Genomic DNA, 23,572 nt, shown 5'->3' with positions numbered 1-23,572 from the left:
GCAAAATCAAGGCGGCATGGAAGAAACGCATCAGAAAAGCGCCTTGCACAAAGGAAGTCGGAGGGATTCAAGTGGCAAAGCTATACTACCGGTATGGGACGATGCAGAGTAACAAAAGCAATCAGATCATCACCACACACCACCAATATACAACGCAGGGCAAGCAGTGCCTTGCATATTCCACACCTATAGATACAAGAAGCGGATACAGAAAAATAAAATCCAGAATCGGCCTCGAGCTGGTATGCGAATATATAACAGATACCATATATGACGACGTGAAAGCTATTCATGAAAAGAACAGGGTGCATGCGGTGGTCGTCGACGAAGCGCAGTTCCTATCGAAAAAGGATGTCCATCGTCTGAGTGATATTGCGGATGACCTGGATATCCCGGTCATCTGCTTCGGGCTGAAGACGGACTTCCGCAATCAGCTGTTCCAGGGCAGTCAAGTACTGCTCGAGCTCGCTGACGCCATTGACGAGCTGAAGACCATCTGCCAGTTCTGCAACAAGAAAGCAACACTGAATATGAGGCTTCTTGACGGCAGACCGACAAATGTCGGGGAGACCATCCAGATTGGTGATGAGGAATATGTGCCGGTCTGCAGAAAATGCTACAAGGAAAGACTAGGACTGGACTGAAGATGTATTTCTATCTTAATTAACAGAAGCCAATGCGACTCTAATCATTTTTTAATTTTTCTCTAACCGTCCTTTATAAATGCCCCTCTATACTGAACTTACAAACAGATAGGAGGCGTTATGAATGAATTTGAAAAGAAATCACTTGTTGGCAGGAAGTCTGATCTCGGCGTTGATGCTCGGAGCATGTTCAAGCGTAAGCGCAGATACAAATCTTGATTGGCAGGATGACAGAAACGAAGGCAAGGCAATCGTGAATGACAGCACAACGAACAGTAATGTCAAAATGGAAGCACAGCAGGCAGTCGATAAGGCAAAAGAGCAGTTTGATGGTGAAGTCCAGGAAGTCGAACTTGATGAGGATGATGGCAGATACTACTATGAAGTCGAGCTTCAGAATGGTACAAAAGAATACCAGGTGGATCTTGATGCAAACGATCTGACAATTCTTCATGAATCATTTGACCATGACGATGATATGAAGGATGACAATTATGACGACAACCATGATGACATGAACGGTGACGACAATGCAGACGACAACCGCGATGATATGAACGGTGACGACAATGCAGACGACACAACACAATCTGCCCCTGCGAATGGCACCTCTGCAGGCAGTGCAATCATTTCTTCGACCGAGGCACTGAAAATTGCACAGAACGAAGTGGGCGGCGAAGTGTCTGAATGGGATTACGATGAAGATGACAGAGAATATGAAGTGGAAATCATCGCAAACGGTGAGGAGCATGAACTGACAATTGATGCAAGAACCGGTGATGTCGTCGAATTTGATGACTGAAGCGAGTAGAGTATGAGCCTGGAATTTATTCCAGGCTTTTTTAATTGAATTTTAATGGTTCTATAACGAAAAATGCAGCGCTTTGCTTTATACTTGGTGTAATAGTAACCGATTCGCATCAAGGCAATAAGGAGTGCTCATATGGAAAAGATTCTGATTGTTGAAGATGATGAAAAAATTGCCCGTGTCATACAGCTCGAGTTGGAGCATGAGGGATACGAGGTGGCAATCGCCTATACAGGGAAATCAGCGCTCGAGCGCTATGAGGACAAACCTTACGATTTGATTCTTCTTGATGTCATGATTCCTGAACTGAATGGACTCGAGGTCCTTCGGCGTATCCGTCAGAAAGATGATAATACCCGCATCATCATGCTTACTGCCCGGGATGCAGTCATGGACAAGGTGAGTGGTCTGGATTCAGGAGCGAACGACTACGTCACCAAACCATTTGAAATCGAAGAGCTTCTGGCCCGCATAAGGGCACAGCTCAAGCAGCGTATCATGTCACAGGATGCGGATGATCAGGAGATGGTGTGCAGGCACATAAAAATACTGCCCATGGCCCGTGAGGTGTATATCAACGATGAACTGGTCTATCTCACTCAGAAGGAGTATGATCTGCTTCATTTTCTGGTGGCACACAGGAACCAGGCACTATCAAGGGAACAGATCATAGAAGCGGTCTGGGGCTATGATTACTTTGGCGATACCAACACTGTCGATGTCTACGTCAGGTATTTGCGCAAGAAGCTCGATCGTGATCCACCTTCCATCATCGCAAGTGTCAGAGGTATCGGCTATATAGTGAAGGAATGAAACGATGAAACTTGGTACAAAAATCCAGTTATATACAACAGTGATGACTTTGATTGTCGTCATCATCATTAATCTGTTCGTCTACTACTCCTATCGCCACTTTTCACTGGAAGCGGAAATGGGCCAGCTTGAGAATCGTGGATTCAATATCATGCAGGAAATCCAGAATGCCAATAGTAATGGCATCAACGCGGAAGCGGTGCTTCAGGCATACCTGCTTTCAGATGGTTATATCACGATTATAGACAGTGGGGAAAGCCCCGTAGTACGTATTGCCACGGAAGCGGAATATGCAGACCTTACGATGCCCTACAGCACTTCTCAATATGCAGAGCCGCTTACGCATAATAATCACCATTTCGTAATGGTCTCCCTTCCGATCATCTGGGAAAACGGGCAGGTCCATGCGCTCCAGATATATGAAAACGTCGGTTTTATTCATGAAACCTTTGAAATCCTGCGCTGGATCCTGCTGCTGTCGACCGGACTCATATTCATTGTCATATTCCTGCTGAATCGGGTCATCACAAACTTCATTACACAGCCGATCAACAAACTCATCAATAAGATGAATAAGACGAACAATACCGCCAAATACTCGATGCTGGAAATCGATCCGAAAGACACCAGGGAGCTCCAGGAGCTCTCCGGCGCTTTCAATAATATGATGAAGTCTCTCAAGATTCATGATGAAAATCAGCAGGCTTTCATCATGAATGCTTCCCATGAGCTGAAAACACCGATTACAGTGATCAGTTCTTATAGTGAAATGCTGTCGCGCTTTGGCAAGACACGTGAAGATGTCCTGGATGAGAGCATACACGCCATCAGCGATGAAGCAAAAAGAATGAAGTACCTGACCGAACAGCTTCTGAGCTTTGCCAAAGTGAATACAGGAAGGGAAGAGATCATCCGTCGACCTGTACCCATCGTTGAATTGATCCGGGACATCGCTGTGCGCCTCGAGAAGGTATACCAGCGGGGCATCCATGTGCATACGAATCATGAGGCGCTCCTGGCCCGTGTGGATGTGGATACTTTCGATCAGCTGATCAAGATATTTCTCGATAATGCCTACAAGTACAGTTCGGATGCCATCACCATCGATGTGCTGGATCATGGCTCTTCATTTGAAGTGGCGATCAAGGACAAAGGTATCGGAATTCCGGAAGAGGATATTGAACACATTTTCACCCGCTTCTATCGTGTGGATAAGGCGAGAGCCAGAAAGACGGGCGGATCGGGTCTCGGGCTGTCGATTGCAAGTGAGTTGGCGAAACTGAATGGTATGGATATCCAGGTCGAAAGTGAAATGGATGTCGGAACGACTTTCAGACTGGTTATGGAAAGTGGGAATGAGGATGAAACGGACAACTAAAATGCTGATTGCTGCAATGGCTGTCGTACTTGGCGTTGTGATTGGTACTGTACTGATGGTGCAGTCGCAATCCGAATCATTGGGGGAAGATACAATCAGAGCGATGGTCACCGACCGTTACAGTGGCCAGATCAGAACAATAGAGACGGAAGGCAGCAATTATATTGTCCATGTGGAAGACGACGGCTTCGAATACGAAATCACCATGGACAGGGAGGATGGCAGGATCACTGCCATGGACTCTCGAAAAATAGCTGTAGAGGAAGCTGCTGAAGGAAGTACAGAGACGGAAGGTGCTGAAAAAACACCCGAGGATGAAACGACGGAAGCATCCGTAGAGGACACAACAGAAGAACCAACGGAAGAATCTGCAGAAAAGCCGGCAGTTCAAGTAACAGAGGCGGAAGCCAAAGCCCTTGCCCTTGAAGAAGTGGGTGGACAGTTTGTCCATGTCGCCCTGAATGAAGAAATCCACCCGGCCGAATACCAGGTCATACAGCTGGTGGAGGATGACGATGAAGGGGCGCTTGTTTCCATAGACGCCCAGGCGGGGGAAGTCACCAAAGTGTTGTGGTTTTCAATTGATTTTGAGGATATTACCGATATCGAGGCTTTTGCCCAGGAGCTCCAGAACTACAATACACAGTATCAGAACAACTATTATATTGAATTTGATAATGACAGTGGTACGGATACAAAGAACGGTGAGGATACGGATGCCGAAAACGATATGGAAGACGATGATGATTAGCCTCTTTGGACATGTTATTCTAAAGAGGTATTTTTTTGCGTTCATCCATCCATGCTGCCACTGCATATATGATATTATTGAATTCTGACAGCAGCTGAAGGAATTGAGATTGCGGAGGTGCGAAGTATGATAGAAATGATGGGAGTTTCCAAATCCTTCTCAGGCAAGGATGGTCCCTTCAAGGCAGTGGATGGGGTGGACCTGTCCATCAAGGAAAAGGAGATATTCGGCATCATTGGTGAGAGCGGTGCCGGCAAGTCGACGCTGATGCGCTTCATCAATGCACTGGAAACACCGGACTCCGGGCAGGTTCTGGTGAATGGTGTGGCAGTTGATAAGCTGCGGGGCAAAAGCTTGAGAAATCATCAGAAGCATATCGGGATGGTATTTCAGCATTTCAACCTTCTGGCGAACAGAACAGTGGAGGAGAATATCCTTCTGCCCCTGAAACTGCATAGGTATGATCAGGTCCTGACCATTGACGAAGTGCTGGAATTCACCGGTCTCACCGACAAGCGCAGCAGTTATCCGGCTGAACTTTCGGGAGGACAGAAGCAGCGTGTAGGGATTGCGCGGGCACTTATCATACGCCCTCACATCCTGCTGTGTGACGAGCCCACATCTGCACTCGATGAGAATACAACATATGAAATTGCAGAGGTCCTTCGCAAGGCGCAGAATGAATACGGGATGACTGTGGTCATCGTGACCCATGAACTTGGCGTAATCAAGACCCTGTGCCACAGGGCAGCTGTCCTGGAGCACGGCAGGCTGATAGATATCATGGATGTTGTACGGAATAGTGGCAAGCGTTCTGAACAGTCCTACTATGCACGTGTATTGGAAGTGCTGAAAGATGAATAGTTTCAATCTCTATATCGAGCGTGTCATCGAGTATGCACCCAGACTGGCAGAGAGTCTTTTTGAAACCGGGATCATGATGATATTTGCCATGATGGCGGCAATCATACTGGGACTGCCTCTCGGTACACTGCTGTATCTCAGCTCAAAAGGCAAGCCGATGGAAAACAAATTTCTATACCAGGTAGCGAGCATATTCGTCAATATTGTCAGGTCTTTCCCGTTTCTTCTGCTGGTCGTGGTCATGCAGCCGCTGATCCGCTTTCTATACGGACGTGCGACAGGGGATCCGGTCGCAGCCTCGTTCCCCATGATGCTCATTGCCATTGCGCTATACGCAAGATTTGTAGAACAGTCCCTGCACGATGTACCAAGAGGTGTGACGGAAACCGCCCAATCCATGGGCGCCACCACTTTCCAGCTGGTATGGAAGTTTCTGTACGTTGAAGCACGAAGCTCTCTGATCATCGGGTTCACCACTGCCTTCGTCAGCTTCATTTCCTACTCCACCATCATGGGTGTCGTCGGTGGAGGCGGCATCGGAGATTTTGCCATCCGATATGGCTATCAGAGATACGAGACGGACATCATGTATACCTCGATTGTCGTAATCATCATATTTGTTGTTCTGGCCCAATGGTTCGGGTTGAAGATTGCAGGAAAGCTGGATAAAAGATAATAAATCAAAGGAGATGGATTATATGTTGAAAAAAGGATTGCTATTGAGTGGTTTGACACTGCTTCTGGCCGGATGTGGCGGTGGACAGGAAAGTACAGAAGAATCTCAGGAGGACAGCAGTGCTTCGCAGGAGGAAACTGTCATACAGGTCGCTTCGCATCTGCCGCCGATGACGGATATTGTCGAGATTGCTGGAGATGCAATCGAAGGGCCTTATGAAGTCGAACTGGTTGAAGTGTCGGACAATATCCAATACAATGAAGCTCTTCTTAATGAAGAAGTAGATGCCAATTTTGCACAGCACGAACCTTTCATGGAGATATTCAATGAAGAGCGCAATGGAAACCTGGTTGCACTTCAGCCAGTCTATAATGCCATCGTCGGTTTCTATTCACCTGTCTATGATTCGATCGAAGCGCTGGAAGATGGGGCGGAAGTTGCCATACCTGCAGATGCGACGAATGAAGCCCGTGCACTGATGATACTGGATCAGCATGGTCTCATTACACTGGATCCGGAAGCAGGCTATAGTGCAAGTGTCGATGATATAGAAGAGAACCCGTATAATCTTGAGTTTACACATATCGACCTTCTCAATCTGACAGGTGCGTATGAAGATGGTGTCGAACTTGTATTCAACTATCCAACCTACATTTCAAGCATCGATCTTACACCGGAAGACGCAGTACTGCTTGAGGAGGATGAGGACAATACATTTGCCATCCAGCTTGTTGCGCGTGAAGATAACCAGGATTCAGAAGCAATCCAGGCGCTCAAGGAGGCATTCACTTCGCAGGAGGTATATGATTACCTGAGTGAGCTGAGTGAGGAAGGCCATCTTGAACCGGCTTTCGAAATGGAAGAATAGTGCAGGCATGTTGAGCATGAATATGCCGGAACCGATAGCGCGTCGTGGATATCGGTTGAAATAGAGGAGAGAAAATGGAACAGATAGTTGGCATCGGGTTACTCGTACTTTTACTCGCGTTTTTTACCGTCTTTACTTACTACGCCCCGCATGGCGACAAGGCCATGAGGGCACTTGCTGCAGCAGCCATTGCCACGTTCCTTGTGGAAGCACTCCAGTCCTTTGTGATCGGGGACATATTCAGTCTGGGATTCTTTCAGGAGGCCGGAACTGAAGCAGGACTCCTGAGTGGTGTCATCGTTGCTTTTCTTGTAGCTTTGACGATGGGCGTCAACCCGCTGAACGCTGCAATCATTGCTGTATCATGCGGCGGCATCGGCCTGATACCGGGATTCTTTGCAGCCTATCTAATATCTTTCGTTGTAAAGTATATGGAGCGCAAAATTCCCCATGGTCTCGATTTCATTGTGGTCGTCATCGTCATCGTACCAATCACCCGACTGATCGGTCTGCTGCTTACCCCGCTGGTGGATGCATCACTACTCAACATCGGTAACATCATCGTTGTTGCGACAGAGGCAAGCCCGATTCTCATGGGCCTTCTGCTTGGCGGAATCATAACTGTAGTCGGAACATCCCCGCTCAGTTCGATGGCGCTTACAGCTCTGCTCGGGCTGACAGGCATTCCGATGGCTGTCGGAAGTCTGGCTGCATTCGGTTCTGCATTTATAAACAGTACTTTGTTCCACAAACTGAAGATAGGAAATATGAAATCTGTACTGTCAGTGGCAGTGGAACCATTATCGAAAGCAGACGTCGTTTCGGCCAATCCCATTCCGATCTATGTCACGAACTTTGTCGGTGGTGGGCTGAGTGGTATTGTCATCGCCTACTCGGGGCTCGTCAATGACGCACCGGGTACGGCAACACCGACTGCCGGCCTGCTCGTACTGTTCGGCTACAACCCTGCCGCGCAGGTCATCATATATGCCGTCATTGTGGCAGTGATTTCAGGTGTGGTCGGTTATATCGGCAGCCACTTCTTCAGGAACTATCCTGTTAGAAATACGGATTTCGACTAGCATCCGAAACAGAGGTAATACAAAAAGCACATCAGCTTCTGCTGATGTGCTTTTTGTATTGCAGCTATACATTCGATCCGGACGTACTGGACACAATCTTTTTCTGGATTCGTCCTGCATGCTTTTCCTGGACCAGCAGCAGTGCAGTGAACCCGACCAGACTCGGGATGGCAAACGCCATGAATGCTGTCTGTGGAGCCAGGCTTGTCATCAGTACCAGTCCGATCAGAACCGGAGCACAAATCGATCCGAGACGTCCGATACCGACCGCCATGCTCAGCCCGGTCCCTCTGATATCAGCTGGATAGAACGTGCTGATATACGGATTGACAAGATTCTGTGTACCACCCGTGCAGGCGCCGCCGATGGCAATCAGCACGTACAGCAGCAGAGGTGCCTGTGTCACGCTCAGAGCGACGAAGCTGGCAGCTCCGATGAGATACATCAGGAGCAGCACATTGCGGTGGCCGATGCGGTCTACGAAATAGCCTCCCGCCAGTGAACCGATGATCTGCCCCACCGCCAGGATAAGGATGAAGGAAAGGCTTGATGCGACACCAAAACCGGATTCCATCATGATGGTCGGAAGCCATGTATTGAGGCCATAGATCATCATCAGGCAGCTGAATACCATGATCCAGAATGCAACCGTAGTGAGCGCACGCCCTTCGCTGAACAGTTTGTTCACCGGTACGCCCCTGCCCGCCTTGGCAGCAGCAGTGAATTCGAAACGATCCGATGGACGATAGTTTCCCTGTGGTTCGATCCGGTTGAGGATGTCTGCCACTTTGCCCGTCTCGTTTCTTGATAAGTGCTGGGACAGGGATTCAGGAAACTGCTTCAGGAAGAACGGTAATGAGAGAAGTGGCAGAGCGCCGAGCCAGTACATGAAACGCCAACCCAGACTCTCCAGCAGTACCATGCCGATGACGGATGCAAAGATGGCTCCGAAGGAATAGCCGCAGTACATGACAGCTACAGTCATCGCTCGGTTTTTCTTTGGTGAATACTCGGTCATCAGAGAGATGACAACAGGCATCAGTCCACCCATGCCCATGGAAGCGATGAAGCGCATGATGATGAAGACTGTCGCATTCGGTGCAAATCCCGCAAGCATATTGAAGATGCTTATAAGCGCAAGACATAGAGCGAGCACTCTTTTACGCCCGATGATATCCGAGAAGGACCCGAGAATGAAAGTGCCGGCCATCATGCCGATCAGTGCATAGCTGCCGAGTGCTCCGCCCTGTGCGGCACTGAGACCGAATTCCTCGGTCATCAATGGCAGTCCGATGCCATATAGGGCGATATCGAAGCCGTCGAATGAAATGGCAAAGAAACACCATATGAATACAAGCAGATGGAACTTGTTGAAGCGGCTGTTATCAATGACTGATTCCAATTGTATTGTACGCATGACTATCCTCCTCGGATATTATCTATTCAGGACCAGATGTCCTGTGCAATTTCCACTACATGCTGGAGCTTTTTCCATTGTTCTTCCTCACTCAGCAGATTACCTTCCTCAGTGGATGCAAATCCACATTGAGGACTCAGCGCAAGCTGTTCCAGAGGCACATACTGTGTTGCTTCCTCGACCCTTTTTTTGATTTCATCCTTGTTCTCAAGATTACCATGCTTTGAAGTAATCAGACCGAGGACAATCGTAAGATCATCGCGATCAACATGGCGCAATGGCCTGAAGTCTCCTGCACGGTCACTGTCATATTCAAGGAAGAAGGCATCGATATTGAGTTTGCCGAAAATTTCTTTTGCCACAGGCTCATAGCCACCGGAGGAAATCCATGTGGAACGGAAGTTGCCGCGGCAGATGTGCATTGTAATCTTGAGGTCTTCCGGTCGATCGGCAACAGCCTTGTTCAGAGTCTCGAGATACTTCTGTATAAGATGGTCCGGATCGAGGCCTTTATTTTTAAGCTGTTCCTTCTGCTCTTCAGAGCAGAGATACGCCCATGATGTATCGTCGAGCTGCAGATAGCGGCAACCGGCATCATAGAAGGCCTTCAAAGCTTTTTTATAAGCTTTTGCCAGGTCATCAAAGAACACCTCTTCATCCGGGTAGACGGCCAGATCGATTTCCCCGCGGAAGTGCAGCATGCTCGGGCTTGGAATGGTGAACTTGGCTGTATGACCTCCCGCCTGCTCTGCTACGAATCTGAAATCTTCAAGCATTGGATGATCATCGAAGCCAAGTTTGCCTGTTACTTTGATGGCTCTTGATTTTGTATTCTTTCCCTTGAAAGCAATACCCTCGCCGGACCAGTATCCTTCCACACCAGTAAGACCTTCAAGAAAGTCGAAGTGCCACCATGAACGGCGCAATTCTCCATCTGTTACTGCTTCGAGACCAAGGGACTTCTGTTTTTCTATCACTCTGCTGATCTCTTCGTTTTCAATCTGTGTCAGCGCTTCTTTAGTGATGTCACCTTCCGAAAACTGCTTTCTTGCTTCCTTGAGCCTTTCAGGACGCAGCAGACTCCCTACGTGATCCGCTCTATATGCTTTCTTTATATTCAATGTGCTCATGCAATCCCTCTTTCAAAATGATATTGTATAAATCCTATCATGCATATAAGATATAGTGTAACGGTTAATTTTTATAGTCTGCTATGCCTTTTGGCTATAGCGAAGGGGGATATCATGAAGCTTCAGCAACTGAAATATTTTATAGAAGTCGTATTGAGCGGTTCCATCAACGAAGCAGCCAGAAGGCTGTATATATCACAACCTACCTTATCGAAAGCAATCAAGGAACTGGAGAATGAGCTTGGCATCGTCCTCTTCACGAGAACATCCACAGGTATCTCCCTGTCTCGGGACGGGGCGGAATTTCTGAGCTATGCCCGTCAGATCAATGAGCAGGTGGAACTGCTGGATCGGCGCTATTTCAACACCGAACCTTCACAGCAGCTATTCTCCGTATCTTCGCAGCACTATTCCTTTGTGGTGGATGCATTTGTTGATATGATCCGCAAATATGGTGGCGATAAATACCAGTTTGCCATCCGGGAGACACGGACCTATGAAATCATTGATGACGTCAAGGATTTGACAAGTGAAATTGGTGTGCTCTATATCAGTGCATTCAATGAGAAGGTGCTGCTCCAGCTGATCAGGGAAAAAGGACTGGAGTTCACTGAGCTTTTCGAAGCGGATCCCCATGTGTTCATCAGCAGAAGCAATCCCCTGGCTGCAAGGAAGTCTGTGACTCTTGCGGATCTCGAGCCCTATCCAAGACTGGCTTTTGAACAGGGTGAATTCAATTCCTTCTACTATTCGGAAGAAATCTATAGTACGATCCAGAGTGTCAAAAGCATACAGGTCAGTGACCGGGCGACCTTGTTCAATCTGCTCATCGGTCTGGATGGCTATACTATTTCGACAGGAATACTCAGCGAAGATCTCGACAGTTCGGAGATTGTCCAGGTACCACTGGAAGTGGAAGATACGATAAAGGTGGGATGGGTGGTGAGCAAGAAGGTCGAGCTCAGTCGCATGGCACGTCTTTATCTCGAGGAGCTGAGGGAGAGGACCCGCCATATGCGATGATGTTTCACGGGAAACCATCCGGTACAGAACCCATGTCTGTATGGTAGAATGAAAGCAAATACTCGCAGAATAATCTATGCAGTGGAAAGGGATATGTAATATGAAAGTGGCTTTGTTTGATTTTGACGGCACCTTGTACCCATATGAAACATTTAATGTCCTGATGGAGCGTCTGAAGCGCCATCCCAGATATAAGAGAAACTACAGCCGTTTCATACGCAGGTTTGCACCCGTCTATTTTGCATACAAAATGAAGATGATCAATAAACCGAAGATGCAGAGTAAAGCGATGGAATACTATCTCCTCTCCTTCAAGAAGAACACACGAAGTGAAATCGAGTCTTTCTTCAGGGAAGTTGCTGGTGAAATGATTGAAGATCTGAGGGCGCCTCTGATCGGAAAGATGAAGCAGCTGAAACAGGACAACTATTATATAATGCTGATATCAGGTGCTTTCATCCCCTTGCTTGAAGCAGTATTCAAAGGATTTGATATAGACTGCATCATCGGTTCAGAAATAAGTTATAAGGGAGAAAAACTTGATTATAAATCGCGTTTTGAACGTGTCTATGCCGATCGCAAGATCGACATCATCAGGCGTCACTTTGCAGACAAGCAGGTGGATTGGAAGAACAGCGAGGCATATAGCGATAGCTATACCGATCTGAAGATGCTTGAGCTGGTAGGACGCCCAGTAGCAGTGAAGCCTGATGAAAGGCTCAAGGCCATCGCTGCCAGAAACCAGTGGCGTATCCATACCGACTAGGTTGAATATTGGTCACCAGGCATGAGGGCATGATACGATAGGATGGCAAATCTGGTGAATGGAGTGTGATAGCATGAGTTTGATTGATATAGACACAAATGAATTATATCCAACGGAAAAACTGGGTCCGGCAATCGAAGGGACCATCATCTACAAGGTGGGGGGTCAAACCCACTTCAAAGGTGCTTATATTACTACAAATGAGCGTGTCATTATGAACGTGGATATGAGTGGCGAGCCATACAGGCGCGTCTTCAGCTACCAGGATATACAGCAGGCGGTCATTGAAAACAATACGCTGTTCATCGAGTTCCCCCAGGGTATGGGGAAAGTGGCGATGATTGATATTGTACAAGGTGACATTGATGAATTCATCGAATATGTAAACGAAAAAGTAAAGTGATTGAGAAAGACTCCGGAAAGCTATTTTCCGGAGTTTTTTTCTTGGTTTGACTTTTTGATCCTGTATCTATCATATAGATGGCTGGCAAGCATGACCAGCATGTATATGAAGACGCCTCCCAGTGCATTTGCGGGGTCTGTAATCAGAATCAGGAAAAGGAAGAGCAGTATCGGGGCGATGATGAACATGGAAATATGCTTCATAAAGAACTCCTTCGGATTGGTGATAAAATACTTTGGCTCATGTATAGGATACAGTCTTGAAACCCTTTTACATATAAATAAAAAAGAGTATAATTAACAGATAATAACCAATAGTTTTACAACTGATTATTCATTATATACCATCTCATGAATGGATGGCAGTATCAATGGATCAGGATGCACCTGGCATATTTATGATCACTTGACTGGGGGCATCCATATATTTGAATTTTGATAAGGAGTCTTGAAGTTACTATGAAAAATGTAATGAATAACACCGACGTCATTCTTATTGGGAGCGGAATCATGAGCGCTACGCTGGGAACGCTCCTTAAGGAAGTCAAGCCAGAATGGAACATTGAAGTATTTGAAAAGCTCGAAGCACCGGCACAGGAAAGCTCGGACGCCTGGAATAATGCAGGAACGGGTCACTCTGCCTTATGCGAGCTGAACTATACACCGGAAAAGACGGATGGTTCATTGGATATTACGAAAGCAATCCGCATCAATGAACAATTTCAGCTATCCAAGCAGTTCTGGTCTCATCTTGTCGAAAAAGGCATGATCGAGAAACCGGAGGATTTCATCATGCCTGTGCCGCATCTCAGTTTCGTAGAAGGAGAGAGGAATGTCGATTTTCTACAGAGACGTGTGGAAGCGCTAACTGAAAATCCTTTATTCGAAGGCATGGAATTCACTGATGATATTGAGACGCTGAAAGAATGGATTCCTTTGATGATGCAGAATCGGCAGACTGAAGAACCGATTGCTGCGACACGTATTGAAACTGGTACGGATATCAATTTTGGAAATCTGACACGCAAGCTGTTTTCACTGCTTGAAGACAAAGGGGTATCGCTTAATCTCGGCCACGAGGTGGAAGACATCCGAAGGACTGAAGGCGGCGGCTGGCAAGTCAAAGTCAAGGATTTGAAGACAGGCGGTATTGAATATCATACATCCAGGTTCATCTTCATCGGCGCAGGCGGCGGCAGTCTACCCCTGCTTCAAAAGACAGATATACCCGAATCAAAAAAGATTGGCGGATTTCCTGTGAGCGGTATGTTCATGGTCTGCCAGAATCCTGAAATTGTAGAAAAGCATAATGCAAAAGTGTATGGCAAAGCCAAGGTCGGCGCCCCACCAATGTCTGTGCCTCACTTGGATACACGGTACATTGACGGAAAGAAATCACTGTTGTTTGGACCATTTGCCGGATTTTCACCAAAATTCCTTAAGACCGGCTCATACTTTGACCTGTTCGGTTCTGTTAAACCGAATAACATGTTCACCATGCTTTCTGCTGGTGCAAAAGAAATGGGACTGACAAAGTACCTCATCCAGCAGGTGATGCAGTCGAATGAAGAGAAGATGAATGATCTAAGAGCGTTCATTCCTTCCGCGCAGAGTGAAGATTGGGATATTGTAGTGGCCGGCCAGCGTGTCCAGGTCATCAAGGACACTGAAAAAGGGGGAAAAGGTACGCTTCAGTTCGGTACGGAAGTCATTACTTCTGAAGATGGTTCCGTTGCTGCCCTGCTCGGTGCCTCTCCAGGTGCCTCCGTTTCCGTCGATGTCATGCTCGATGTCATGAAGCGATGCTTCCCTCAGGAATTTCATGAATGGGAAGATAAGATCAAAGAAATGATTCCTTCCTATGGCATCAATCTCTCAGAACAGCCCGATAAGTTCAAAGAGATATATGAGACAGTATCGAAAAGGCTTAACCTGAAACCACAGGAAGAAGGCGCTCTGCTCAGTTGAAAAAAATCCTGCAATGGAGATCATTGCAGGATTTTTCATATCAATACATTGTACATAAAGCTGAACGAACTTTTATATAACGCCATGCGTTATGAAATTTAGTAACGGTAAGCGTTATTTCTTCTGATGAAAACCATGATTCCAGCTACTATCAGCACTATGCCCAGCAATATAAGTAAAAACATATTCACTTCAAAGGAAGGACCTGTATCGATGGTGGATACAATATAGTTGAGGATGAGATAAAGTAGAAAAAGGCCGACACCTACGAGAAGATACAACCCATATTCCTTCCAGAATGACCACCGTCTGAAAGCGATCTGACGATACACATAGAATATGAGATATATGAAGGCCATTCCGAACCCGGCAGTGATGATCATCTCCATGATGAATGATGGTATTCTCATAGTGGTTGTGAAAGGCGCACTGTCAATCAGCCGGAAGAGCATTTCAATCGTATAGTCGAATATGAGATTCAGTCCTACAAGTATTACAGCAAGAATACCAGCAAACTTCAATACATTCCTCTTCGGAAGTTCCTTGATAAGATCCTCTGCAAAAGCCTTATGATCTTCTCCAGTCACTGCTTCCATACTCTTGCCTTCCCTCTGTGCCTGTATGATCTGCTTCAGCAATGCATGGACCGCTACTTCTGTTTCCTGGTCTCGAGCAATAGTGTTTACCCGGACATATGTCTGAATCTCTTCATATGCTCTCTTATAGCGTGGATCCAATTTTTCGCGCAGCCTGTAATTCTGCTTACGGAAATCTTTTTCTGTTTTCGTCATTCTTAAACCCCTTCTTTCATGTAGTATGATGCCTGAGGGCTAATGAGTGTTCCTCCGTCTTCGGATTATGAAGAGAGTGGTAAAAATAACGTCGATGATGAGTAGTGCTATAATGGCGCTGACAAGGCTGTCGGTGATCAGAAATATACTTATAAACGCAAGTATGGGTGTGATGAGAAACAGGATGAAGAAAACATTCATGGTTACAGCCCTTTCTGAAATAATGTAGAATTAACGCGTTCATTTGAGGATTATTATATCATTTGGAAAGTTTTATACAAATCATAAACAGTTGTGCAGCAATACATGCTAAGATATTCAGTAAAACCGAGGAGGCTGATCTATGAAGTATAAACTGGGATTCATCGGTGCAGGTAAAATGGTCAATCACATCGTGAAGGGACTGCTGAAAGATTCCGAAATGCAGCAGAACATCCTTGTTACAGGCAGAAATCTGAACAAACTTGAGAAATTCAGTGCAGACAAAGGAGTGGAAGTCAGCACGGACTATAGCAGACTGTCTGAATGCGACATCATCGTCAATGGAGTCAGTTCCGATCAGATACTGGGCGTATTCAGTGAAGTCAAGGAGCATACAAGAAAAGATTCAGTTCATATTTCCATTGCCGCAGGCGTCACCATCTCCGAAATGGAAACGATATTACCGGATAGAAAAATTATTCGCAATATGCCTAACATTGCCGTATCAGTACAGGAAGGTGTAATGATCATGTCTGCAAATGATCACCTCTCAGAGACAGACCGGCAGTTGACTGATGATATATTCAGTAGAGTCGGAACAGTAGCCTGGGTAGAGGAATCTTTGATGAAATACACACCTGCACTCACGGGCTCTTCTCCAACCTATGGCTTCCTTATGATCGAAGCTATGGCAGATCAGGCAGTCAGCGTCGGTTTTCCACGTCAGCAGGCCTACAAGCTTGCTGCTCAGGCAATTATAGGCGCTGGTAGACTCGTATTGGAAACAGAGGCCCATCCAGCAGTTCTGAAGGATCAGATCACCACTTCAGGTGGTTCTACAATACAAGGTGTAATGGAACTTGAGAATCAAGGCTTCAGGAATAGTATCATCCAGGCGATGAAAGCGATAAATAATGCAAACGGCAAATAGCAGAACTTTAGTTCTGCTATTTTACGTTTTCTCCTAAAAGATACTATTTACTTTTTTAAATCATATCATTATAATATGTTACTAATCACCGAGTCTTCATATTGGTGCAGGCCCTGGACTTTGAATCATCTGCTGATATTGCTGTTCTTCGGAATCTGGGTATATATTGCCGATATAACGCATTGGTCCGACTGCTCAACATGAAGAATGGCATGCATATAAGAATATGAATAGAAAAGGAGAATCCGAATGAATAAAAAAGTGAACGTTGTCGTCTGGGAAGAACAGGACTGTCCGTATTGTGAAGAAGTGAAGCGCTACTTGACGGAGAACGGTTTCGAGTTTAGAACTATAGACGTTACGGGGAATGAGGCATTAAGGGAAGTGCTTCTGATCAAATATGACGTGGATCATGTGCCGGTGGTGGAGATCGGTTTCGGTAAAAGGTTCGATGCTGTTACAGGAATGGGCATATCCAAGCTTGAGAAGACACTCAGGCACTATAGAATGTCAAACTAGCCGAACCGACTCATTGATGACCTATAGCCCAGTGTTTGTTGGAAACTGAAAATAATGCATAAAAAACGACTGTCCCTCGGTTGAGCAGACAGTCGCAACGCCTATATATTTTTTAAACCATGTTCTAGACTGGATATCAGATCTAGAAACATCTAGAATGCCGACAGAGAGCCTGAAGAGGTCATCTGTAATTCCTTTTTTCAGATAAACTCTGTCTTCTGCAACGTTATCGATATTGCTCTGGCCTATAGAAGCAAACTGCATCCAAAGTGCTTCAGTGCCGTTTTACAAGCGGGTACATATCGCCATACATATCACACGGCATTATGATATAGCCGCCGGGTGGAACCGTCATAAGTGCAGCACTGATTGCAGTAATGCCGGAGTTGAAAGCAAATGCGAACTTGCCATGCTCCAGTCCGGCAAGTTTTTCTTCGAGCTTTTCCGTATTCGGCTTTGCGTGGCGGACGTACAAGTATCCCTCTTACGAATCGAGACTCGGACGGAGTCTGCTATCGATGATCATATCGGCCTCTTTGGAATAGCGCATCTTATGCGCCTCTCTTCGCTTTGGCAAGCGCCTGTATTAAATCTATTTTAATGTCTTCAATATTCTCTATACCTACTGACAGTCTGATCAGCTGCTCGTCTATGCCGCGTTTGATTCTTTCGTCATCCGGCATGTCGGCATGTGTCTGAGTGAACGGGAAAGTGACGAAAGTCTCAGTACCGCCCAGGCTCTCTGCAAAAGTACATACTTCCATATTCTCAAGCAGCGCGCCGACGTCGTAGTCTTCATGCAGTCTCAGACTCATCATGCCGGTACGTCCCGAATAGAGCACCTCGTCAATTGCTTCATGATCTGAAAAATACTCGGAGAGTGCTTGTGCATTTTCGGTCGATCTTTCCATCCTCAGATGCAATGTCTTCAGTCCTCTCAGCAGCAGATAGCCGTCGAAAGGTGAGAGAGTGGCACCAATCATGTTATGGTGCATCGATAGTGTATTGCCGAGCGCTTCATCCTTTACTGTCACTACACCGGCAAGTACATCATTATGACCGCCGATGTACTTTGTAGCCGAGTGAAGGACGATATCTGCACCTTCAGCAAGCGGCTTGTAGTAGAAGGGGGTCAGGAATGTATTATCGATGATTGTCATGATGTCACGTTCTCTGGCCAGTCTGTAGATTGGTGCAAGTGCAACTTCAATCATTGACGGATTTGTAATCGGTTCAATGAAGAAAGCTTTTGTAGCGGCATTCATATGTGTTTTAACATCTTCAATATCATCAAAATCGACGTAGATGAACTTGATGCCATATTGCTCTTCATAAAATTCAAATATCCTGAATGTGCCCCCATAGAGATCAAAACTGACCAGCACTTCGTCTCCAGGTTTGAACAGGTTGCATACGAGCTGTATTGCTGCCATGCCACTCGATGTAGCAAAAGCATGGCTGCCCTGTTCCAGGTCTGCAAAAGCTTCTTCAAAGTGTGACCGTGTCGGATTTTTGGTTCTTGTGTAGTCGAATCCGGTCGACATGCCGAGCTTCTCGTGCTTATAGGCACTTGCTGTATATATCGGGCTCGTTGTCGCTCCCGTAATATCTTTTGACATCCCAATCTGTGCTAATTTCGTTTCCATAGTGTTCCTCCTTAATGTGTAAATAAAAAGCTTCCATCCATCCGCAGAATTTGTCTGCCGGAAGGACGAAAGCCAAAACCCATGACATGCCACCTATGGTGGATTCATTACAGCTTACACTTCATCCAGTATGTAATGCTGAGTTTCTGTAAACCTGAAATGCTTTTATCTATTCAGTGAAAACTCAAGCTATCATCGCCTATATTAAATTATTTATTTAGACCAATATACAAATTTATTGCGACAAAGTCAATCTCATTGTCTGATGCTTGTAGATAGTAGGAATATGATGGAAAACATTACTGGTCATGTCGATATGGAGAGCGGACATGGCTTTAGCACAATCAAATATTTCATCTCTATCACAATACGATGAAACTTTATTAAATAACGCTTAAATATCATCAGAAATACTTATATGTAAGTATTTATTCTATTCTATAACGCATATAGCACCATCGATATCAATGCAGTATGAAATAAAAAATGGTGCATAAAAGTATATCATGGACAGCAATGAATATAATGTTATAATAATGGTAACTATATTTATGGGAGAAGGATCAATTATGAAAGAAATGAACCAGACAGTGTATTATACAACGGCTCAGATGAAGGATAAGGTTGAACTATCGGATCAGAATGTCCGTAAATATGTAAGGTTGCTGGAAGATAGAAACTACGAAGTCGCCAAAGATGAACATAATAGAAGACTGTTCTCACAAGGGGACGTGGCAGTGATGAAGGAATTCATCAGGCTTGCAAAACAACCTGGATATACGTTGGAAACTGCGGCCGATGAAATCATAGAAAAAGTGCCGAATATCGTTACCGAAAAGTCTCAAAACACACCTGCAAGCGTTACTAATAACGATATAAACCATATGCTCGGTGTTGTTATGGATAAGCTTGAGACAATGCAGCAGGAAAACAGGGAGCTTAAGGATAATGTACATAGGCTTGTCGAGAAGCTTGATGAGTACGGGAAGTATTCCCAGACGCTTTCTCTGCAGTATAGTGGCAGTGGTGATGAGGCGCAGCGTTCAGATGCCATCACTTCAAATGGTTCTGCCGATAGCACCTATGAAGATGCAGCGTATGAAGAGCCGATGCCTGCAGAGGTCGCGACTGAAGATGAAACTGAGGATGAGACGGCGGCACATGAATCGGAAAATCAATCAGGTAAAGCATCCAATATTGATATGAACAGCTATGCCGATCAGGAACAGGAAGATGATCGGAAGGAAGAAGAAACACAGGCTGATGAATCCTCAAAGCAGGATACTGAAGAAAAAGGAGGATACTTCAGCAAGCTGTTCAGCATGTTCAAGAAGTAGGCGCCATTTTTACAGGACTGGGGTTTTAATATGCCGAAAGTGATATGGATTACAGGTGCATCAAGTGGATTCGGTATGGCAGTGGCCATGAAACTATTAAAAGAGACTGAACATATCATCTGTGTGAGTGCCAGAAGGGCCCACCTGCTCGATATACTTGTCAGGCAGGGGGCGCACGCCTTCCCGGTGGATGTTACAAAAAGTGATCAGGTGGCGGAGGTGCGCTCTTCCATTCAAGATGCGTTCGGCACGATTGATGCAGTTCTGGTAAATGCTGGTTTTGGTGTGTACGGCGCAATCGAGGAAGTTCCCGAGAATGCAGTCAGACGCCAGTTTGAAGTCAACGTCTTCGGTGCGGTGGAGACGATACGCAATGTGCTGCCGGCCATGCGTCAGCAGGGGGCAGGACGCATAGTGGTCACCAGCTCTTCAGCGGCACATGTTTCAAGTGCCGGCATGGGATACTATGCTGCGACAAAGCATAGTATCAGGGCAATCGGTACAGCTCTAAGGCAGGAAGTGCAAGGTCTGGGAATTGAAGTGGTCATGGTGGAACCGGGCATCGTCAAGACTGCTTTCGGCCAGGTAGCTATGGATGAGAACTATATGGCGGTTGAAGGGTCGGATTACCATGGCCAGATGGAACAAGTGAAGGCTTTCATGCTGAGTGCATTTGATCGGGCGCCTGGTGTTGAGCGGACAAGGGATATCATGGTGAAGGCTCTGACTGATCAGCGGGTAAAACCGGTCTATCGTACGACTTCGGGTTCTTTAGCGCTGAACTTTGCAAGCAAAGTTCTGCCGCCGGTATTGTATGATTCAGTCGTAAAGCAGGTGATCAGAAGAATGCGCCAGCATCCGTAGTCATTTTCAAGAAGCAGGAAGCTTTCATCGAGTGGATATACATGTCATCATTATAAGTATTATTAAATTTATTTGAATTGGAATGATAGCATGTTTGAAACTTTTACAATCGGGAATTTTTCGCTACCTTCTATCTACATGGCAATATTACTTTCATTGATTGTCAGCTATCTGATGCTATGGGATTCTGATGAGAAGCGTGAACTGTTCAATAGATGGACCAATGGACTCATCATACTATTTTTAGTCTATAAACTTACATACATCGTATTCAGCTGGACGGAATTCATTAATAATCCATTGGGTGTACTATACTTTGACGGGGGTGCACCCGGTCTTCTGATTGGTATGGTGATAGCGTTCATCTATCTATTCTACGTATCGAAAGGATTATTCTATGTAGAGGCATTCTGCATTTTTTCAGTCTCTTTTCTTGCTTTCTATGGCATACTGGAAATCAGATCCCTTATGCAGTGGCATTATACTGCTCTTGCCGTTATAACGCTCGCTGCACTCATATCAATCTACTTCCTATGGCGTCGCTTCAGAGTGATATTCGCAGTAACCGTAGCGATACTCATTATGCATTTGATTGCTCGTTTCTTTGTATACAGCGGTATTGAGATGCTCACCTTGAGCATTATACAGTGGTGGATCCTACTCAGCTTGATCTATCTGATAGCCGTCACTTCAAAGGATACCGAAGATGAATAGATTCATCAGACATGCAGTCATCATAACGATATTGACGGGGGCAGTTGCAGTCGCTTTATATCAATCATTTTCAGGTGGCGTGGCGACGAGCGAAGCACTTGAGTCCAATCCTGAAACGGGACTTGATATTGAATCTAGAGCGCCGGACTTCACACTATCTTCGACGAGCGGTGAAGCGGTCAGTCTAAGTGATGTGAATCAGCCGGTGATGCTGAACTTCTGGGCTTCATGGTGTCCACCATGTAAAGCTGAAATGCCTCATATGGTCAATTATTACGAGATGCATAATGATTATGAAATCCTTGCTGTCAATATGACGCACCAGGAGAGCAGCATGCAGGATATATTGGATTTCCATGAGGATTATGATCTGAATTTTCCTGTATTGCTGGATGAGGAAGGATTGGTCACTGATACATATCAGGTCAGATCTGTTCCTACTTCATACTTTATTGATTCGGAAGGTTATATAAGGTTCAAGTTTACAGGTCCGATGACAGAGCAGTCGATTGACAGTACATTTGATCAAATGAAATAAAGACATCCAGTTCAGATCTGAACCGGATGTCTTTATGTTTATGGTATCGATATGAATAGTAGTAAACGCTAATCAGTTCATAGCTTTTTTAATACCGATATAGCCATTTTCAATATTGACTACATTTTCAAATCCACGCGCTTTGAGCACACTCATTGCAATTGCGGAGCGGACCCCGGATTGGCAATGTACGTATACTGTCTCCTCTTTGCCAAAAGGCAATTCCTTATCGTCCAGGTGACCGAAGTGGATATGATGGGCATTGTCGAGATTTCCTGATTTGTATTCGGAAGTGGATCTTACATCCAGAATATTTCTAGTGTCACGATCCTGCACAAGCGATTCAGGTGAAATATTATCATAGGCATCATCATAGTATTTATCTGCCTCTTCCAGAGGAACGATCAGCTGCAGATCATCAAATCCTATGGAAGCCAGCTCTTCCTGTAATACTTTGCTGTCTTCAGGATGGGCAATCACTGTCATTGGTGCATCATAATCAATGTACCATCCGGCAAATTGAAGAAACTTGCTGTTGTAGGGTACATTTATGGCGCCTCTTTTGAATCCTTTCTTGAAATCCTCTTTGCTTCTCAGATCAAATATCTGACCTGGAAGTGTTTCGGGAGTGCCGACTTCAACCGCTTTCAATTTGAACTCGGGTAAGCCGTCCCTGTTGACCTTTTTCATCTGGGCAAAGTAGCTTGGTGGTTCCGGCTGATCACTTGTCAGCTCCTGAATGAAAGCTTCCTTGTCTTCATATTTGAACACCCAGTTGTTTTTCCGTTCATATCCCAATGTTGAAAGGGGTACTGCGCCGAGTGACTTGCCGCATGCACTGCCTGCACCGTGGCCTGGCCATACTTGCATGAAGCCCGGGTAGGCACCAAGTTTTTTCAGAGAATCAAACATGGCATCGGCACCTTCTTCAGTCGTACCTTCCATGTTTGCTGCTTCTTCAAGCAGATCCGGACGACCGATGTCACCTACAAATAGAAAGTCTCCAGTGAACATGCCCATCGGCTCAACGCTGCCTGCACCGCGATCGGTAAGGACGAATGAGACGCTTTCAGGAGTATGTCCCGGTGTATGGATGACTTCAAGCTCAACACTGCCGACCTTGATGACATCTCCATCCTTAAGATATTCGGTCTCTTCAGGCATATTGCTGTACTTCCAATTTTCATCACCCTCATCAGATACATACAGTTTGGCATCAAAACGCCTGTTGGCATCTCTTAGACCGGATGCAAAGTCTGCATGGATATGCGTTTCCGTCGCCTGCGTAATATTGAAGCCTTGTGACTCTGCAACATCTGCGTATTCATCAAGAACACGTTTAGGGTCAATGATAATCGCCTCTTTTGTTTTCTGACAGGCAACCATATATGAAGTTTGGGAAAGCTTCTGATCGTAGAATTGTTTAAAAAACACTTGTAAT

The 23,572-nt window shown here is 45.7% G+C and carries 26 protein-coding genes; 19 read left to right on the top strand and 7 right to left on the bottom strand.

Annotation, left to right across the window (positions count from 1 at the left end):
* Positions 1–71 precede the first annotated feature (71 nt).
* The 9 genes from J4760_RS10780 (at position 72) to J4760_RS10740 (ending at position 7,884) form a co-directional block, all read left to right on the top strand.
* Positions 72–644 (top strand): thymidine kinase, encoded by a 573-nt coding sequence (locus tag J4760_RS10780; RefSeq protein WP_145287722.1) that lies wholly within the window; start codon positions 72–74, stop codon positions 642–644.
* Between the two features lie 124 nt (positions 645–768).
* Positions 769–1,446 (top strand): PepSY domain-containing protein, encoded by a 678-nt coding sequence (locus J4760_RS10775; protein WP_237605694.1) that lies wholly within the window; start codon positions 769–771, stop codon positions 1,444–1,446.
* A 141-nt stretch (positions 1,447–1,587) separates the two neighbouring features.
* Complete coding sequence (locus J4760_RS10770) at positions 1,588–2,265, top strand: response regulator transcription factor (protein WP_237605693.1); 678 nt, start codon at positions 1,588–1,590, stop codon at positions 2,263–2,265.
* Positions 2,266–2,269: 4 nt separating this feature from the next.
* A complete protein-coding gene (locus J4760_RS10765; RefSeq protein ID WP_237605692.1) occupies positions 2,270–3,643 on the top strand; it encodes a sensor histidine kinase in 1,374 nt (457 codons plus the stop codon).
* The gene (locus tag J4760_RS10760) at positions 3,627–4,394 is read left to right on the top strand and encodes a hypothetical protein (protein ID WP_237605691.1); all 768 of its coding nucleotides are present in this window, start codon (positions 3,627–3,629) and stop codon (positions 4,392–4,394) included. Before J4760_RS10765 ends, J4760_RS10760 begins: the two co-directional genes overlap by 17 nt.
* Positions 4,395–4,520: 126 nt before the next feature.
* Positions 4,521–5,258, top strand: coding sequence for a methionine ABC transporter ATP-binding protein (locus tag J4760_RS10755; protein ID WP_145287738.1), 738 nt, complete (start codon positions 4,521–4,523; stop codon positions 5,256–5,258).
* The gene (locus J4760_RS10750) at positions 5,251–5,934 is read left to right on the top strand and encodes a methionine ABC transporter permease (RefSeq protein ID WP_237605690.1); all 684 of its coding nucleotides are present in this window, start codon (positions 5,251–5,253) and stop codon (positions 5,932–5,934) included. Before J4760_RS10755 ends, J4760_RS10750 begins: the two co-directional genes overlap by 8 nt.
* A 22-nt stretch (positions 5,935–5,956) precedes the next feature.
* The gene (locus J4760_RS10745) at positions 5,957–6,802 is read left to right on the top strand and encodes a MetQ/NlpA family ABC transporter substrate-binding protein (protein WP_237605689.1); all 846 of its coding nucleotides are present in this window, start codon (positions 5,957–5,959) and stop codon (positions 6,800–6,802) included.
* Positions 6,803–6,876: 74 nt separating this feature from the next.
* The gene (locus J4760_RS10740; protein WP_237605688.1) at positions 6,877–7,884 is read left to right on the top strand and encodes a PTS sugar transporter subunit IIC; all 1,008 of its coding nucleotides are present in this window, start codon (positions 6,877–6,879) and stop codon (positions 7,882–7,884) included.
* Between the two features lie 64 nt (positions 7,885–7,948).
* Here J4760_RS10740 and J4760_RS10735 read toward each other — a convergent pair whose 3' ends face one another.
* Complete coding sequence (locus tag J4760_RS10735) at positions 7,949–9,301, bottom strand: MFS transporter (protein WP_145287747.1); 1,353 nt, start codon at positions 9,299–9,301, stop codon at positions 7,949–7,951.
* Positions 9,302–9,327: 26 nt separating this feature from the next.
* Positions 9,328–10,431 (bottom strand): 5-methyltetrahydropteroyltriglutamate--homocysteine S-methyltransferase, encoded by a 1,104-nt coding sequence (locus J4760_RS10730; protein ID WP_237605687.1) that lies wholly within the window; start codon positions 10,429–10,431, stop codon positions 9,328–9,330.
* A gap of 114 nt (positions 10,432–10,545) precedes the next feature.
* On the opposite strand from J4760_RS10730, the gene J4760_RS10725 reads away from it, so the two are divergent.
* The 3 genes from J4760_RS10725 to J4760_RS10715 all read left to right on the top strand — a co-directional run bounded on the left by J4760_RS10725 (position 10,546) and on the right by J4760_RS10715 (position 12,623).
* A complete protein-coding gene (locus J4760_RS10725; protein WP_145287753.1) occupies positions 10,546–11,454 on the top strand; it encodes a LysR family transcriptional regulator in 909 nt (302 codons plus the stop codon).
* Between the two features lie 100 nt (positions 11,455–11,554).
* A complete protein-coding gene (locus tag J4760_RS10720; RefSeq protein WP_145287755.1) occupies positions 11,555–12,220 on the top strand; it encodes an HAD family hydrolase in 666 nt (221 codons plus the stop codon).
* Between the two features lie 73 nt (positions 12,221–12,293).
* Complete coding sequence (locus tag J4760_RS10715; RefSeq protein ID WP_145287758.1) at positions 12,294–12,623, top strand: hypothetical protein; 330 nt, start codon at positions 12,294–12,296, stop codon at positions 12,621–12,623.
* A 20-nt stretch (positions 12,624–12,643) separates the two neighbouring features.
* Here J4760_RS10715 and J4760_RS10710 read toward each other — a convergent pair whose 3' ends face one another.
* On the bottom strand, positions 12,644–12,826 hold the full coding sequence (locus J4760_RS10710) for a hypothetical protein (protein ID WP_145287761.1): 183 nt from the start codon (positions 12,824–12,826) through the stop codon (positions 12,644–12,646).
* Positions 12,827–13,081: 255 nt separating this feature from the next.
* Here J4760_RS10710 and mqo point away from each other — a divergent pair, with 255 nt between their 5' ends.
* A complete protein-coding gene (gene mqo, locus J4760_RS10705; RefSeq protein WP_237605686.1) occupies positions 13,082–14,590 on the top strand; it encodes a malate dehydrogenase (quinone) in 1,509 nt (502 codons plus the stop codon).
* 98 nt (positions 14,591–14,688) lie between these two features.
* Here the strand turns inward: mqo and J4760_RS10700 are convergent, their stop codons facing one another.
* Complete coding sequence (locus tag J4760_RS10700) at positions 14,689–15,381, bottom strand: DUF1048 domain-containing protein (RefSeq protein WP_237605685.1); 693 nt, start codon at positions 15,379–15,381, stop codon at positions 14,689–14,691.
* 343 nt (positions 15,382–15,724) lie between these two features.
* On the opposite strand from J4760_RS10700, the gene proC reads away from it, so the two are divergent.
* Complete coding sequence (gene proC / locus J4760_RS10695) at positions 15,725–16,513, top strand: pyrroline-5-carboxylate reductase (RefSeq protein ID WP_237605684.1); 789 nt, start codon at positions 15,725–15,727, stop codon at positions 16,511–16,513.
* A 249-nt stretch (positions 16,514–16,762) separates the two neighbouring features.
* On the top strand, positions 16,763–17,032 hold the full coding sequence (locus tag J4760_RS10690) for a glutaredoxin family protein (RefSeq protein ID WP_145287773.1): 270 nt from the start codon (positions 16,763–16,765) through the stop codon (positions 17,030–17,032).
* A 274-nt stretch (positions 17,033–17,306) separates the two neighbouring features.
* Here J4760_RS10690 and J4760_RS10685 read toward each other — a convergent pair whose 3' ends face one another.
* The gene (locus J4760_RS10685; RefSeq protein WP_237605683.1) at positions 17,307–17,507 is read right to left on the bottom strand and encodes a PLP-dependent transferase; all 201 of its coding nucleotides are present in this window, start codon (positions 17,505–17,507) and stop codon (positions 17,307–17,309) included.
* Between the two features lie 76 nt (positions 17,508–17,583).
* Entirely contained in the window at positions 17,584–18,678 is a 1,095-nt protein-coding gene (locus J4760_RS10680) for a PLP-dependent transferase (RefSeq protein ID WP_145287781.1), read from the bottom strand.
* A 569-nt stretch (positions 18,679–19,247) separates the two neighbouring features.
* On the opposite strand from J4760_RS10680, the gene J4760_RS10675 reads away from it, so the two are divergent.
* From J4760_RS10675 to J4760_RS10660, 4 genes are all read left to right on the top strand, one after another.
* Positions 19,248–20,015, top strand: a complete 768-nt coding sequence (locus J4760_RS10675; RefSeq protein ID WP_237605682.1) for a hypothetical protein — start codon at positions 19,248–19,250, stop codon at positions 20,013–20,015.
* 30 nt (positions 20,016–20,045) lie between these two features.
* The gene (locus J4760_RS10670) at positions 20,046–20,879 is read left to right on the top strand and encodes an SDR family NAD(P)-dependent oxidoreductase (protein ID WP_237605681.1); all 834 of its coding nucleotides are present in this window, start codon (positions 20,046–20,048) and stop codon (positions 20,877–20,879) included.
* Between the two features lie 90 nt (positions 20,880–20,969).
* The gene (locus tag J4760_RS10665; RefSeq protein ID WP_237605680.1) at positions 20,970–21,593 is read left to right on the top strand and encodes a hypothetical protein; all 624 of its coding nucleotides are present in this window, start codon (positions 20,970–20,972) and stop codon (positions 21,591–21,593) included.
* Complete coding sequence (locus tag J4760_RS10660; RefSeq protein WP_237605679.1) at positions 21,586–22,131, top strand: redoxin domain-containing protein; 546 nt, start codon at positions 21,586–21,588, stop codon at positions 22,129–22,131. Before J4760_RS10665 ends, J4760_RS10660 begins: the two co-directional genes overlap by 8 nt.
* 72 nt (positions 22,132–22,203) lie before the next feature.
* On the opposite strand, the gene J4760_RS10655 is transcribed toward J4760_RS10660, so the two are convergent.
* Positions 22,204–23,565, bottom strand: coding sequence for an MBL fold metallo-hydrolase (locus J4760_RS10655; RefSeq protein WP_237605678.1), 1,362 nt, complete (start codon positions 23,563–23,565; stop codon positions 22,204–22,206).
* Positions 23,566–23,572 lie beyond the last annotated feature (7 nt).

This window comes from Salinicoccus sp. ID82-1, assembly GCF_021991715.1.
Taxonomy (GTDB): Bacteria; Bacillota; Bacilli; order Staphylococcales; family Salinicoccaceae; genus Salinicoccus; species Salinicoccus cyprini.
Note: the sequence above shows the minus strand (reverse complement) of the source record. Positions and strands in the feature narration are given on the sequence as shown.

Bases quoted from the DNA above. Each gene is read 5' to 3' on its own strand.
- J4760_RS10700 (WP_237605685.1), bottom strand. From the start codon at position 15,381: ATGACGAAAACAGAAAAAGATTTCCGTAAGCAGAATTACAGGCTGCGC.
- mqo (WP_237605686.1), top strand. From the start codon at position 13,082: ATGAAAAATGTAATGAATAACACCGACGTCATTCTTATTGGGAGCGGA.
- J4760_RS10735 (WP_145287747.1), bottom strand. From the start codon at position 9,301: ATGCGTACAATACAATTGGAATCAGTCATTGATAACAGCCGCTTCAAC.
- proC (WP_237605684.1), top strand. From the start codon at position 15,725: ATGAAGTATAAACTGGGATTCATCGGTGCAGGTAAAATGGTCAATCAC.
- J4760_RS10760 (WP_237605691.1), top strand. From the start codon at position 3,627: ATGAAACGGACAACTAAAATGCTGATTGCTGCAATGGCTGTCGTACTT.
- J4760_RS10745 (WP_237605689.1), top strand. From the start codon at position 5,957: ATGTTGAAAAAAGGATTGCTATTGAGTGGTTTGACACTGCTTCTGGCC.
- J4760_RS10690 (WP_145287773.1), top strand. From the start codon at position 16,763: ATGAATAAAAAAGTGAACGTTGTCGTCTGGGAAGAACAGGACTGTCCG.
- J4760_RS10740 (WP_237605688.1), top strand. From the start codon at position 6,877: ATGGAACAGATAGTTGGCATCGGGTTACTCGTACTTTTACTCGCGTTT.
- J4760_RS10660 (WP_237605679.1), top strand. From the start codon at position 21,586: ATGAATAGATTCATCAGACATGCAGTCATCATAACGATATTGACGGGG.
- J4760_RS10665 (WP_237605680.1), top strand. From the start codon at position 20,970: ATGTTTGAAACTTTTACAATCGGGAATTTTTCGCTACCTTCTATCTAC.
- J4760_RS10675 (WP_237605682.1), top strand. From the start codon at position 19,248: ATGAAAGAAATGAACCAGACAGTGTATTATACAACGGCTCAGATGAAG.
- J4760_RS10755 (WP_145287738.1), top strand. From the start codon at position 4,521: ATGATAGAAATGATGGGAGTTTCCAAATCCTTCTCAGGCAAGGATGGT.
- J4760_RS10725 (WP_145287753.1), top strand. From the start codon at position 10,546: ATGAAGCTTCAGCAACTGAAATATTTTATAGAAGTCGTATTGAGCGGT.
- J4760_RS10730 (WP_237605687.1), bottom strand. From the start codon at position 10,431: ATGAGCACATTGAATATAAAGAAAGCATATAGAGCGGATCACGTAGGG.
- J4760_RS10670 (WP_237605681.1), top strand. From the start codon at position 20,046: ATGCCGAAAGTGATATGGATTACAGGTGCATCAAGTGGATTCGGTATG.
- J4760_RS10715 (WP_145287758.1), top strand. From the start codon at position 12,294: ATGAGTTTGATTGATATAGACACAAATGAATTATATCCAACGGAAAAA.
- J4760_RS10770 (WP_237605693.1), top strand. From the start codon at position 1,588: ATGGAAAAGATTCTGATTGTTGAAGATGATGAAAAAATTGCCCGTGTC.
- J4760_RS10720 (WP_145287755.1), top strand. From the start codon at position 11,555: ATGAAAGTGGCTTTGTTTGATTTTGACGGCACCTTGTACCCATATGAA.
- J4760_RS10750 (WP_237605690.1), top strand. From the start codon at position 5,251: ATGAATAGTTTCAATCTCTATATCGAGCGTGTCATCGAGTATGCACCC.
- J4760_RS10775 (WP_237605694.1), top strand. From the start codon at position 769: ATGAATTTGAAAAGAAATCACTTGTTGGCAGGAAGTCTGATCTCGGCG.
- J4760_RS10765 (WP_237605692.1), top strand. From the start codon at position 2,270: ATGAAACTTGGTACAAAAATCCAGTTATATACAACAGTGATGACTTTG.
- J4760_RS10710 (WP_145287761.1), bottom strand. From the start codon at position 12,826: ATGAAGCATATTTCCATGTTCATCATCGCCCCGATACTGCTCTTCCTT.
- J4760_RS10680 (WP_145287781.1), bottom strand. From the start codon at position 18,678: ATGGAAACGAAATTAGCACAGATTGGGATGTCAAAAGATATTACGGGA.